Source organism: Streptomyces sp. NPDC043854 (assembly GCF_056436005.1).
In genome coordinates this window covers 1-11,988 of the sequence record NZ_JBWKDK010000064.1, presented here as the reverse complement: position 1 = coordinate 11,988, position 11,988 = coordinate 1, and the positions used below count along the sequence as shown (strand labels likewise).

The following is an 11,988-nucleotide window of genomic DNA, read 5'->3' as shown; positions in this document are numbered from 1 at the left end:
ACGCGGGCGCGGCCGACGAGGGAGCGCCCGCGCCAGGCGTACCGGCGCGGGCCCGGGCGTGGCGGCAGCGGCTACTTCGCCACGGTCACCCGGGCCGCGACCGGCAGGTGGTCGCTGCCGGTCCGCGGCAGGGTCCAGGAGGCCTCCGGCTTCATCCCGCGGACCATGATCTGGTCGATCCGGGCCATCGGGAACGGCGCCGGCCAGCTGAAGCCGAAGCCGTCGCCCGCCGCGCCCTGGGTGGAGCGCATCTGCGAGGTGACCTCGGACAGGGAGCGGTCGTTCATCGTGCCGTTGAGGTCGCCGAGCAGGACGACCTTGCGCAGCGGCTCGGCGGCGAGCGCGGCACCCAGCGCGTCCGCGCTGTTGTCGCGCTGGTTGGCGGTGAAGCCGGCATTGAGCTTGACCCGGACGGAGGGCAGGTGGGCCACGAACACGGCGACCTGCCCCTGCGGGGTCTCGACCGTGGTGCGCATGGCCCGGGTCCAGCCCATCTTGATGTCGACGGGCCGGCTGGAGCTCAGCGGGTACTTGCTCCACACGCCGACGGTCCCCTCCACGGCGTGGTACTTGTACGTACCCGCCAGCGCCTTCTCGTAGGCGGGGACGGCGCTGCCCTTGAGCTCGGTCAGGGCCAGGACGTCGGCCCCGGCCCTGGCCACCGACCGGGCGGTGCCGCCCGGGTCGGGGTTGTCGGCGTCGACGTTGTGGGTGGCGACCATCAGGTTGCCGCCGCGGCCGGACTTGTCGGTGAACAGGCCGCCGAAGAGGTTCACCCAGACGACGGCCGGCAGCAGTATCGCGATCAGCGCGGTGGCGGACTTGCGGACCACCGCGGCGGCGAGCAGCAGCGGGACGAACAGTCCCAGCCAGGGCAGGAAGGTCTCGGTGAGGCTGCCCAGGTTGCCGACGCTGTTGGGGAGCTCGGCGTGGAGGATCATGACGAGGGCGAGCAGCACGGCGAGCGCCGCGATCACGATCCCCCGCCGCCAGATGCCCGGGTCGCGCCGCAGTTCGGCCAGGCGGCGCCGGAGGCGGGATCCGCGGGGCTCGGGCTCCGAGCCGCCGTTCCCGGTCTCCGTCATGTACGCCTGTGCCATGCCACTGCCCTCACTGCCGTGCTTGCGCTCCGTCCCCCCACCATGACCCTAGGCGATGGACGCAGCCTTACCGTGCCGTTGTTCCGGCCGTACGTCCGGGAGGACGAACGGCCATACGGCCCGGGTTCCGGTTGTCACGAAACGCGCACATTCGGTCCGGAACCGGAGGATCCCTCGAGCCGGCCGAAGTGTGACGGGGCGGTCGCCCCCTCCACTTTCGCGGCCGGGCGGGCAGGTGCCACCATGGGGGTGAGTCCGGGGACGCCGTGAGGGCGCCTCGAGATGACATCAAGGAGCAGTTGCAATGACGCATGCCGTTTCGCCTGCCCGCGAAGCCGCCTCCCCCACCCTGTACGGAGGCACGGGCACCCGGCGGATCACCGTCCGCGACCTCACGCTCGCCAAGGAGCGCGGCGAGAAGTGGCCCATGCTCACCGCCTACGACGCGATGACCGCGTCCGTCTTCGACGAGGCCGGCATCCCGGTCATCCTCGTCGGCGACTCGATGGGCAACTGTCACCTCGGCTACGAGAACACCGTCCCCGTGACGATGGACGAGATGACGCTGCTGTCCGCCGCCGTGGTGCGCGGCACCCGGCGGGCCATGGTCATCGGTGACCTGCCCTTCGGCTCGTACCAGGAAGGCGCCGTCCAGGCGCTGCGCAGTGCCACCCGGCTCGTGAAGGAGGCCGGCGTCGGGGCCGTGAAGCTGGAGGGCGGCGAGCGGTCGCTGCGCCAGACCGAGCTGATCGTGCAGGCCGGCATCCCCGTCATGTCCCACCTGGGCCTGACCCCGCAGTCCGTGAACGCCATGGGCTACCGGGTCCAGGGCCGCGGCGACGAGGCCGCGCACCAGCTGCTCCGCGACGCCAAGGCGGCGCAGGACGCGGGGGCGTTCGCAGTGGTGCTCGAGCTCGTACCGGCCGAACTGGCCGCCGAGGTCACCCGGTCGCTGCACATCCCGACGGTCGGCATCGGCGCGGGCGCGGACTGCGACGCGCAGGTGCTGGTGTGGACCGACATGATGGGCCTGACCGGCGGGAAGATGCCGAAGTTCGTGAAGCAGTACGCGAACCTGCGCGCGACCATGACGGACGCGGCGAAGGCGTTCGCCGAGGACGTGGTGGGCGGAACGTTCCCCCAGGAGCAGCACACCTTCCACTGACCCCATCGGATCGGCTCGGCACGACCCGAACCGGCAGCCCGTCGGCCCCGTCCGGGCCGGCGGGCTGCCGTCGTGTCGGCCGCCTGTCGGCCTGCCGTCGGTCGGCCGTCGGTCGGCCGTCGGTCGGATGTCGGTGCTTTGTCGGTGGCGGCTGGTCCCATGGGGTCATGACGCGAAACGACAAGGATCCCCACAGCGGCGGGAACGCCGTCGAGGTACGGGGACTGGTCAAGCACTTCGGCGAGACCAAGGCCCTCGACGGTGTCGACCTGGACGTCCGCGAGGGCACGGTCCTCGGGGTCCTCGGCCCCAACGGCGCCGGCAAGACCACCCTGGTGCGCTGCCTGTCCACCCTCCTCGTCCCGGACGCCGGGACCGCCCGGGTCGCCGGGTACGACGTGGTCCGCCAGCCGCGGCAGCTGCGCCGCACCATAGGCCTCACCGGCCAGTACGCCTCGGTCGACGAGCGGCTGTCCGGATGGGAGAACCTCTACATGATCGGCAGGCTGCTCGACCTGTCCCGCAAGGACGCCCGCCGCCGCGCCGACGAGATGCTGGAGCGGTTCTCGCTGACCGACGCGGCGAAGAAGGTCGCCGGGATGTACTCCGGCGGCATGCGCCGCCGCCTCGACCTCGCGGCCTCCCTGATCGGTAACCCGGCCGTGCTCTACCTGGACGAGCCGACCACCGGCCTGGACCCGCGCACCCGCAACGAGGTGTGGGACGAGGTGCAGCGGCTGGTGGCCGAGGGCGCGACCGTCCTGCTCACCACCCAGTACATGGAGGAGGCCGAGCAGCTGGCGAGCGAGCTGACGGTCATCGACCGCGGCAAGGTCATCGCCAACGGCAAGGTCGACGAGCTGAAGGCCCGGGTCGGCGGACGCACCCTGCGGATCCGTCCGGTGGACCCGGCGGAGCTGCCCGGCATGGCCCGGTCCCTGGCCGAGGCGGGCCTCGACGGCGTCGCCGGCTCCCAGGCCGTGCCGGACGAGGGCGTGCTGCTGGTCCCGATCCTCAGCGACGAGCAGCTGACCGCGGTGGTCGGGCTGCTGGCGGCCCGCGGCTACGCCATCGCCGACCTGGGCACGTACCTGCCCAGCCTGGACGAGGTGTTCCTCTCCATCACCGGCCACCCGGCCACGTCCCCCGAGGACTCAGTCCCCACCGGCACGACCGAGGAGGTCGCGGCATGAGCACGACGACTATCGCCCCGGCCCGCGACACGGCCGCCGGAACGCCCGCGCCGAAGGCGGCGCAGCCCGCGGACGGCCGGATCGGCCTGCGCGGCAACCTGCGGCACATCGGCGCCCTGGCGCGCCGCAACGCCCTCCAGATCAAGGCGAATCCGGAGTCGGTGTTCGAGGTCGTGCTGATGCCGATCGTCTTCATCCTGCTGTTCACGTACGTCTTCGGCGGCGCGATCGCGGGCAAGGGCAACCAGGACGCCTACGTCAACTACCTGGTCCCGGGCATGATGGCGATGACGGGCCTGAACATCGCCATGGCGGTGGGCACCGGCGTCAACGAGGACTTCCAGAAGGGCGTCATGGACCGCTTCCGGTCCATGCCCATAGCCCGCTCCTCGGTCCTCATCGCCAAGATCGTGGTCGAGGTCGGCCGGATGCTGGTGGCCACCACGATCCTCCTCGGCATGGGCTTCCTGCTGGGTCTGGAGATCAAGACCTCGGTGCTGGACCTGCTCGCCGCGGTCGGCCTGTCGATGGTCTTCGGCGCCTCGCTGATGTGGATCTTCATCCTGCTCGGTCTGACCATGAAGACGGCCCAGGCCGTCCAGGGGGTGGCGATGCTCGTGCTGATGCCGCTCCAGTTCGGCAGCTCGATCTTCAGCCCGCCGTCCTCGATGCCCGACTGGCTGCAGTCCTTCACGGAGTACAACCCGCTGTCCAACCTGGCCGACGCGGCCCGCAACCTCATCAACGGCGGCCCGGTCGCCCACTCGGTGTGGATGACGCTGGGCTGGGCCGTGCTGATCACCGCGGTCACGGCGCCGCTGGCGGTCGCGAAGTTCCGCAAGAAGACCTGACCCGGGCGGACGGTCCGCTCCGGATCGCGTCCCGGACGGCCCCGCACGGGGGCGGGTCAGACGAGGGCGGTGGCCTCCTCCAGGGTGAGGCCGCCGCCTTCGGCGTACGCCGCCTCGTACGCGGCATCGCCGAGGGCCGCCCGGGCCAGCCGCTCGGCCAGGGCCGAGTCCTCCCGCTCGACGCTGACCGGGAAGTGCCCCGCGGGCAGCAGGGCCCGGTACGCGCCGAGCAGCCGCGCCGCGTCGTACGCCTGCCGGGGCCCGCCGAGGGACGCGCGGGAGCGGGCCGCCGTCATCAGGTACACGGCGGGCATCTGCGGGGCGACCATCAGGGCCAGCGGGTCCTCGGCGGCGGCCATGGCCTGCCGGAGCAGCGCCAGCGCCTCCTCGGGCCGGCCGTCCTGGTTCTCCAGCCAGGCCATGGTGCCGAGCAGGAACCCGTCGAAGATGGCGTACGCGCCGAAGGCGAACTCGTCGCGCAGCTGCTGGAGCTGTGCGCGGCCCTCGGGGATGCGGCCGCTGCGGCCGTAGCAGCCGGCCAGGAACATGCGGGCGGCGGGCAGGGCCTCGTTGCCGTACGCGTGGTGGGCGCGCAGGATCCCGGTGAGCAGCTCCTCGGCCTCGGCGGCCCGGCCGCTCTCGACCAGGACCCCGGCCATCCGCACGCGCAGGACCGCGACCTGGGAGGAGGCGCCGAGCCGCTCGGCGTACTCGATCGCGCAGCGGTAGTCCTCGACGGCGGGCGCGTACCGGCCGCGCTTCTCGTGGGACTCGGCGCGCGCGGACAGTGCCTCCGCGCAGCCCCAGTCGTCGCCCAGCTCGGTGAACAGGGCCAGGCTCTCCTCGGCATCGCGCACCGCGTCGCCGGCCCAGGCGGCGCGGTTGGCCCGGACGTTGGCCCGCAGCTGGAGGGCTCCGGCCAGCTCCCAGCGGTAGTCCAGGGCGCGGGCGGTGTCGACGGTGGCGTCGACGACCCGCCGGAGCAGGTCCGGGTCCCCGGAGAGCATCGCGGCGTAGACCCACAGCACGCCGGGGGCGTGGCAGGTCTGCGGCAGGCCGGGCCGGTAGGCGGCGAGGATCCCCTCGATCTGGTGCCGGATCTCCGGGGAGGTCCAGCTCTCGTTGCGCTGGTCGCGGGCGGCGAGCTGGACCAGGCGGAGGCCGCGCCAGGCCTCGGTGAGCCGCTCGCCGCTGTACGGCGGGGGCGTGTCCACGAGGCGCTCGTACACCGGCTCGGCGGGGGTGACGGGCGGCTGGAAGGGGTCCGGGCCGAGGGCGCCGGCGGCGTTCGCCCAGTGCCGGGATTCGGAGCGCAGGTCGTGCATCTGCCAGTACCAGACGAGGGAGTGCACCAGGCACAGCACCTCGTCGGTGTCGCGGGCGGCGACGGCGTGGCGCAGGGCGGTGCGGAGGTTCTCGTACTCGGTGGCGAGGCGTTCGGCGGCGGCGCGCTGGCCGCGGCCGCGGAGCAGCGGTTCGGTGGTGCGGGCGAGTTCCCGGTAGTGGACGAGGTGGCGCCGCTCGGTGGCGGCACGGTGGCCGGGGACCTCGTCCAGCCGCTCGCCGGCGTACTCGGCCACGGTCTCCAGGAGCCGGTAGCGCATGCCGTCGGCGGCGGGGGCCGCGATGACGAGGGACTTGTCGACGAGGGAGCCGAGGAGGAGGGCGACGTCGGCGCTGTCCTGCGGGGTGTCGGCGCAGACGGCCTCGGCGGCGGCCAGGTCGCAGCCGCCCGCGAAGACGGACAGGCGGGCGAGGACGGTCCGCTCGGGCTCGTCGAGCAGGTCCCAGGACCAGTCGACGACCGCGCGCAGGGTCTGCTGGCGGGGCAGGACGGTGCGGGCGCCGCTGGTCAGCAGCCGGAACCGGTCGTCGAGCCGGTCCGCGATCTGGCGGGGCGTGAGCAGCCGCAGCCGCGCCGCCGCCAACTCGATGGCGAGCGGCAGCCCGTCGAGGCGGCGGCAGATTTCGGCGGCGGCCTCGGGGTCGTCGCCCGTGGTGAAACCGGGCCGGGCGGCGGCACCGCGGTCGTCGAGCAGCCGCAGCGCCACCGGGTCGGGCAGCGGTTCCACCGGGCGCAGGAACTCGCCGGGCACGCCGAGGGGTTCGCGGCTGGTGGCCAGGATCCGCACGCCGGGGCAGCGGGTGAGGAGCTGCTCGGCGAGCTCGGCGGCGGCGCCGACGACGTGCTCGCAGTTGTCCAGGATCAGCAGGAGCCGGAGCCGGGCGCAGTGCTCGGTGAGCCGGTCGAGCGGGTTGTCGCCGGCGCGTTCGGTCAGCACCCGCAGCTCCTCGGCGGAGGCGCCGCGCAGCTTGGTCTCGCGGGCCCCGAGGGCGGTGAGCACGGCCTCGGCGACGTCGTCCGGGTCGTCCACGGGAGCCAGCTCGGCGAACCACACGCCGTCGGGCCAGTCGGCGGCCCCGTGCGCCTCGGCGGCCTCCTGCGACAGCCGGGTCTTGCCGGCCCCGCCGGGCCCGAGCAGGGTGACCAGGCGCGCCTGCGCGAGGTCGGCGCCGATGTCCCGGATGTCCTCCTCCCGCCCGACGAACGTGGTCAGCCGCGCCCGCAGGTTCCCCCGCCGCGGCCCTGCGGGGGCGTCACCCGGGGGCTGTGCGAACGGGGTCGCCGCGGGCCCGGCGGAGTCCTGCCGCAGGTGGACCGGGTGGCCGGAGCCGGCGGCGGGCCCCGGGGAGGAGCCCGCGGCCGGCTCCCGGGAGGGGCCTGCGGCGGGTCCCGGGAGCGGGACGTCGGCGGGGACGCCGGAGGAAGCGGCGGGCCGGACACCGGACGCGGAGGCGGGCCGGACACCGGACGCGCTGGTGGGCGGTACGTCGGCCGGGGCCAGGAGGGCGGCGTGGAGGCTGCGCAGGGCGGGGCCGGGGTCCGCGCCCAGCCGGTCGGCGAGGTCCTGCCGGACCGCCTCGTAGGCGGCCAGGGCCTCGGCCGCGCGCCCGGAGTCCCGCAGCGCCCTGATCCGGAGCACCTGGAGCGGCTCGTCCAGCGGGTGCTGCGCGCACAGCGCGGCGAGCTCCGGCAGGGCGCGGGCCGCCTCCCCGAGGTCGAGGGCCGCGGCGAGCCGCCCCCGCCGCGCGTCCGTCCGTACGGCCTCCCAGCGCGCGGCCTCCGCCCCCGGGTCCGGGAGGTCGGCGAGCGCCGGGCCGCGCCACAGGGCGAGGGCCTCGTCGTACAGGGCGGCCGCCCGCGCCGGGTCCCCGTCCGCGGCGGCCGCGGCGGACCCGGCCAACTGCTCGAAGCGGTACAGGTCGACGTCCTCGCGCCCGGCGGCGAGCCGGTACCCGCCCTCCGCCGACCGTACGGCCTCGTGGCCCAGCGCCCTGCGCAGCCGGGCGACGAGCGCCTGGAGGGCGGCGTACGCGTCGGCCGGCCGGTCGCCGTCCCACACCTCGGCCACGAGCAGGTGCGCCGGCACCGCCCGCCCCGGCCGCAGCGCGAGCGCGGTCAGCAGTGCGCGCAGGCGGGCGCCGCCGACGGCGACGGGGGTCCCGTCGTCGCGGGTGGCCTGGGTGGTGCCGAGAATCGCGTAGCGCACCGGCCCATTGTCCCCGTACCGGTATCCCGGACGGCCCCCTGCCCGGGTAGGTTTCGCCGCATGGGTCATCAGAGCACGCGCAGCGACCGGCAGGTCAGTTCCGTTTTCCTCGGCATCGCCGCGATCATGGCGGTCACCGGGTGGGCGGTGTGGACGGGGTACTCGGCGAGCGCGGGCCTGGCCGTCTTCCTCTTCGTCACGTCGGCGTGGATCGTCTCGCTCTGCCTGCACGAGTACGCGCACGCCCGCACCGCCCTGCACGGCGGCGACCTCACCGTCGGCGCCAAGGGCTACTTGACGCTGAACCCCCTCAAGTACGCGCACCCGCTGCTGAGCATCGTCCTGCCCGTGGTCTTCGTGATCCTGGGCGGTCTGGGCCTGCCCGGCGGGGCCGTGTACATCGAGCGGGACCGGGTGCAGGGCCGCTGGAAGCACAGCCTGATCTCGGCGGCGGGCCCGCTGACGAACGTGGCGTTCGCGGCGGTCTGCACCGCCCCGTTCTGGCTGGACGCCGTCGACGGCGTCCCCCTCGCCTTCCGCTTCGCGCTGGCCTTCCTCGCGCTGCTCCAGGTCTCCGCGGCGATCCTGAACTTCCTGCCGGTGCCCGGCCTGGACGGCTACGGCGTCATCGAGCCCTGGCTGTCGTACCGGGTGCGCCGCGAGGTGGCGCCGCTGGCGCCGTTCGGCCTGATCGCGGTGTTCGCGCTGCTGTGGGTTCCCGCGGTCAACGCGGCCTTCTTCGGCGCGGTCGAGGGCGTGCTGTCCGCGCTGGGCGTCTCCGACGTGGAGACGTACTGCGGCCACGGCCTGTACCGCTTCTGGCAGGAACCGGACGGCCTGTGCACCGTCCCCCAGGCCGACTAGGGCTAGCCGGCGGAGCCGGAGGCCTTGCGGGCCTTGTCCTTGCGCACGTAGTACCAGGCCATGTTGGACGTGAGCCCGGCGAGCAGCACCCACACGATCCCCAGGAAGCTGCCCTCCACGAAGGCGACCACGGCCGCCGCGACGGAGAGGACGCAGACGACGGTGGCGAAGACGGCAAGGCGGGGCATGGGGTACGGCTCCTCGGCGGGCGGAAGGGGGTCGAGCCCCTCCAGTGTCCCCCATGCCCCGCAGTGCCCCCGTAAAGGCGCCCGGCCGGGCGCGGTGACGGGTCAGACGTCGGTGATACGGAGGCCCGAGTGGGCCTTGTAGCGGCGGTTCGCGGAGATGAGGTTGGCGACCAGGGACTCGACCTGGTGGGCGTTCCGCAGGCGGCCGGCGAAGACGCCGCGCATGCCGGGGATGCGGCCGGCCAGGGCCTGGACGATGTCGGTGTCGGCGCGGGACTCGCCGAGGACCATCACGTCGGTGTCGATCTCCTCGACCGACTCGTCCTGGAGCAGGACCGCCGAGAGGTGGTGGAAGGCGGCCGTGACGCGGGAGTCCGGGAGCAGGGCGGCGGCCTGCTGGGCGGCGCTGCCCTCCTCGACCCGGAGGGCGTAGGCGCCCTGCTTGTCGAAGCCGAGGGGGTTGACGCAGTCCACCACGAGCTTGCCCGCGAGGTCCTCGCGCAGGGCCTCCAGGGTCTTGGCGTGGCCCTCCCACGGGACCGCGATGATCACGATGTCGCTGCGGCGCGCGCACTCGGCGTTGTCCGCGCCCTCCACGCCCAGTCCCAGTTCGGCGGCGGCGTGCGCGGCGCGGTCGGCGGCGCGGGAGCCGATGATCACCTTCTGGCCGGCCTTGGCGAGCCGGTAGGCCAGGCCGCGGCCCTGGTCGCCGGTGCCGCCGAGGACGCCGACGACGAGGCCGGAGACGTCCGGCAGGTCCCACGGGTCCTTCGCGGGGGGCTTCTGTGTGCTGTCAGTGGAGGTCATGGGGGTGAGCGTAATGCCGGGTCCCGGGCGATCGAACAGGTGTGGGTGATGCGGTGCGTGACGCTGCCGGTTCGTGTCGTTGCGGCCCCGGCCGGGAGCCGGCCGGGGCGCCGGCCCGCTCCCGGCCGGCCCGCCCGTCAGGTTCCCGTCGCACCCTCGTCCTCGTCCTCGTCGCGGGACACGTCGTTCCACTTGGGGTCGTTCTGCCATTCGAGGTTGCGCTCCTGCGCGGTCTGCATGGCGTGGGAGGCCTCCTCGGGGGTGGCGTACGGGCCGAAACGGTCCTTCGCCGGGCACTCGGGCCCCTCCTCGACCTTCCGGTGCACCAGGCAGTAGTACCACTCGCCCGGTTTGCCCACCTGACGCTTCTTGAACAGGGCCATCTTCCTCGGGCTCCTCTCGCCGCCGCTCGCCGCCGGCTCTCGGCCGCTCTCCGCTGCTCTCCGTTGTTCTCTGCCGCCATGCTGCCCCATCCCCGCTGGATACACTCGCTTGCATGTCTGGCCAGTCGCTGCTCGTCCCCGGCGAGCTCTCTCCGACCCGTTCCGTTCCCGGCAACATCCGCCGGCCCGAGTACGTGGGCAAGCCCACGCCCACCCCGTACACCGGACCGGAGGTGCAGTCGGCCGAGACCATCGAGGCGATGCGCGTCGCCGGCCGGATCGCCGCGCAGGCGATGGAGGAGGCGGCGAAGCTGATCGCCCCCGGGGTGACCACCGACGCGCTGGACCGGGTGGCGCACGAGTACATGTGCGACCACGGCGCCTACCCGTCGACCCTGGGCTACCGGGGCTTCCCGAAGTCGCTGTGCTCCTCGGTCAACGAGGTCATCTGCCACGGCATCCCCGACTCCACCGTGCTGCGCGACGGCGACATCGTGAACCTGGACGTCACCGCGTACATCGGCGGGGTGCACGGCGACAACAACGCCACCTACCTGTGCGGGGACGTGGACGAGGAGTCCCGGCTGCTGGTGGAGCGCACCCGCGAGGCCCTGAACCGGGCGATCAAGGCCGTCAAGCCGGGCCGGCAGGTCAACGTCATCGGCCGGGTCATCGAGTCGTACGCGAAGCGTTTCGGCTACGGCGTGGTCCGGGACTTCACCGGGCACGGCATCAATGCGTCCTTCCACTCCGGCCTGATCATCCCGCACTACGACAGCCCGCACGCCACGACGGTGATGCAGCCCGGAATGACCTTCACGATCGAGCCGATGCTGACGCTGGGCACCCACGAGTACGACATGTGGGACGACGGCTGGACCGTCGTCACGAAGGACCGGAAGCGGACCGCGCAGTTCGAGCACACACTGGTGGTGACGGACACGGGAGCCGAGATCCTCACCCTGCCGTAGCGGTCGTGACACAGAGGTTTTCACCCCAGGGGCGTTTTACCGACAACACGTCGGGAACACATTGACTTAGGTAAGCCTAAGTAAGAGGATCGGGCATGGCGGCCGCCCGTGCCGCCATGCCCGCATCCCCGCGCCCGACGGAGGTCTTGTCTTGGACGCCTTCTCCACGGTCATCCGTGTCGCCTCGCACGAGCAGCACACCGAGGCCGAGTCCTCGACGTTCATGAGCGACCTGCTCGGCGGCCGTCTCGGCGTGGACGCGTACGCGCGCTACACCGAGCAGCTGTGGTTCGTGTACCGGGCCCTGGAGGACGCGGCCGAGTCCCTCGGGGACGACCCGGTCGCGGGCCCCTTCATACAGCCCGAGCTGATGCGCCTCGCCGAGATCGAGCGCGACCTGGCGCACCTGCGCGGCCCCTCCTGGCGCGAGACACTGGTGGCACTGCCCGCGACCGAGGCGTACGCGGCCCGGATCGCCGAGTGCGCGGCCACCTGGCCCGGCGGGTACGTCGCCCACCACTACACCCGCTACCTGGGCGACCTCTCCGGCGGTCAGATCATCCGCGACAAGGCGGAGCGGACCTGGGGCTTCGAGCGCAAGGGCGACGGGGTCCGGTTCTACGTCTTCACCGGCATCGCCAACCCGGCCGCGTTCAAGCGCCACTACCGCGAGCTGCTGGACGCGATCGCCGCGGACGACCTGGAGAAGCAGCGCATCATCGACGAGTGCAAGCGCGCCTTCGACCACAACGGAGCCGTGTTCCGGCAGCTGGGCGAGGAGTTCCCGCTCAGCGCCTGAGGCCCGGGGGGGGGGGGGGGGGGCCCCCCCCGGCCCCCCCCCCCCCCGACCGGAACACCCCCCCAGCCCTGCGCCCCCCCCCCCCCGAGCGGCGCGTCGAAGCAGACGAGGCCGAC

At 73.4% G+C, this 11,988-nt stretch carries 11 protein-coding genes; 6 read left to right on the top strand and 5 right to left on the bottom strand.

Annotation, left to right across the window (positions count from 1 at the left end; all coding sequences use genetic code 11):
• Positions 1-71: 71 nt before the first annotated feature.
• Positions 72-1,100 (bottom strand): endonuclease/exonuclease/phosphatase family protein, encoded by a 1,029-nt coding sequence (locus AC068A_RS32985; protein WP_478589952.1) that lies wholly within the window; start codon positions 1,098-1,100, stop codon positions 72-74.
• Positions 1,101-1,404: 304 nt separating this feature from the next.
• Between AC068A_RS32985 and panB the strand changes: the two genes are divergently transcribed.
• The 3 genes from panB to AC068A_RS32970 all read left to right on the top strand — a co-directional run bounded on the left by panB (position 1,405) and on the right by AC068A_RS32970 (position 4,309).
• Positions 1,405-2,265, top strand: coding sequence for a 3-methyl-2-oxobutanoate hydroxymethyltransferase (gene panB, locus AC068A_RS32980; protein WP_478589951.1), 861 nt, complete (start codon positions 1,405-1,407; stop codon positions 2,263-2,265).
• Between the two features lie 167 nt (positions 2,266-2,432).
• Entirely contained in the window at positions 2,433-3,458 is a 1,026-nt protein-coding gene (locus AC068A_RS32975) for an ATP-binding cassette domain-containing protein (RefSeq protein ID WP_478589950.1), read from the top strand.
• Positions 3,455-4,309, top strand: a complete 855-nt coding sequence (locus AC068A_RS32970) for an ABC transporter permease (protein WP_478589949.1) — start codon at positions 3,455-3,457, stop codon at positions 4,307-4,309. The genes AC068A_RS32975 and AC068A_RS32970 overlap by 4 nt, the downstream gene beginning before the upstream one ends.
• A gap of 56 nt (positions 4,310-4,365) precedes the next feature.
• Here AC068A_RS32970 and AC068A_RS32965 read toward each other — a convergent pair whose 3' ends face one another.
• Positions 4,366-7,860 carry an AfsR/SARP family transcriptional regulator gene (locus AC068A_RS32965; RefSeq protein WP_478589948.1) on the bottom strand — a complete coding sequence of 1,165 codons (3,495 nt, stop codon included), beginning with the start codon at positions 7,858-7,860 and terminating at the stop codon, positions 4,366-4,368.
• Between the two features lie 60 nt (positions 7,861-7,920).
• On the opposite strand from AC068A_RS32965, the gene AC068A_RS32960 reads away from it, so the two are divergent.
• On the top strand, positions 7,921-8,724 hold the full coding sequence (locus tag AC068A_RS32960) for a site-2 protease family protein (protein WP_478589947.1): 804 nt from the start codon (positions 7,921-7,923) through the stop codon (positions 8,722-8,724).
• Positions 8,725-8,726: 2 nt separating this feature from the next.
• Here AC068A_RS32960 and AC068A_RS32955 read toward each other — a convergent pair whose 3' ends face one another.
• The 3 genes from AC068A_RS32955 to AC068A_RS32945 all read right to left on the bottom strand — a co-directional run bounded on the left by AC068A_RS32955 (position 8,727) and on the right by AC068A_RS32945 (position 10,102).
• Positions 8,727-8,912, bottom strand: a complete 186-nt coding sequence (locus AC068A_RS32955; protein ID WP_360634216.1) for a hypothetical protein — start codon at positions 8,910-8,912, stop codon at positions 8,727-8,729.
• Between the two features lie 102 nt (positions 8,913-9,014).
• Positions 9,015-9,719: an NADPH-dependent F420 reductase gene (gene npdG / locus AC068A_RS32950; protein WP_478589946.1), complete on the bottom strand. Its 705-nt coding sequence runs from the start codon at positions 9,717-9,719 to the stop codon at positions 9,015-9,017.
• Between the two features lie 137 nt (positions 9,720-9,856).
• Entirely contained in the window at positions 9,857-10,102 is a 246-nt protein-coding gene (locus tag AC068A_RS32945; protein ID WP_478589945.1) for a hypothetical protein, read from the bottom strand.
• A 113-nt stretch (positions 10,103-10,215) separates the two neighbouring features.
• Between AC068A_RS32945 and map the strand changes: the two genes are divergently transcribed.
• On the top strand, positions 10,216-11,073 hold the full coding sequence (gene map / locus AC068A_RS32940; RefSeq protein ID WP_478589944.1) for a type I methionyl aminopeptidase: 858 nt from the start codon (positions 10,216-10,218) through the stop codon (positions 11,071-11,073).
• A gap of 151 nt (positions 11,074-11,224) precedes the next feature.
• A complete protein-coding gene (locus tag AC068A_RS32935; RefSeq protein ID WP_478589943.1) occupies positions 11,225-11,872 on the top strand; it encodes a biliverdin-producing heme oxygenase in 648 nt (215 codons plus the stop codon).
• The last annotated feature ends 116 nt before the right edge of the window (positions 11,873-11,988 follow it).

Coding starts and splice junctions, on each gene's coding strand:
- AC068A_RS32975 (WP_478589950.1), top strand. CDS start 2,433: ATGACGCGAAACGACAAGGATCCCCACAGCGGCGGGAACGCCGTCGAG.
- npdG (WP_478589946.1), bottom strand. CDS start 9,719: ATGACCTCCACTGACAGCACACAGAAGCCCCCCGCGAAGGACCCGTGG.
- AC068A_RS32945 (WP_478589945.1), bottom strand. CDS start 10,102: ATGGCCCTGTTCAAGAAGCGTCAGGTGGGCAAACCGGGCGAGTGGTAC.
- panB (WP_478589951.1), top strand. CDS start 1,405: ATGACGCATGCCGTTTCGCCTGCCCGCGAAGCCGCCTCCCCCACCCTG.
- AC068A_RS32970 (WP_478589949.1), top strand. CDS start 3,455: ATGAGCACGACGACTATCGCCCCGGCCCGCGACACGGCCGCCGGAACG.
- map (WP_478589944.1), top strand. CDS start 10,216: ATGTCTGGCCAGTCGCTGCTCGTCCCCGGCGAGCTCTCTCCGACCCGT.
- AC068A_RS32960 (WP_478589947.1), top strand. CDS start 7,921: ATGGGTCATCAGAGCACGCGCAGCGACCGGCAGGTCAGTTCCGTTTTC.
- AC068A_RS32985 (WP_478589952.1), bottom strand. CDS start 1,100: ATGGCACAGGCGTACATGACGGAGACCGGGAACGGCGGCTCGGAGCCC.
- AC068A_RS32955 (WP_360634216.1), bottom strand. CDS start 8,912: ATGCCCCGCCTTGCCGTCTTCGCCACCGTCGTCTGCGTCCTCTCCGTC.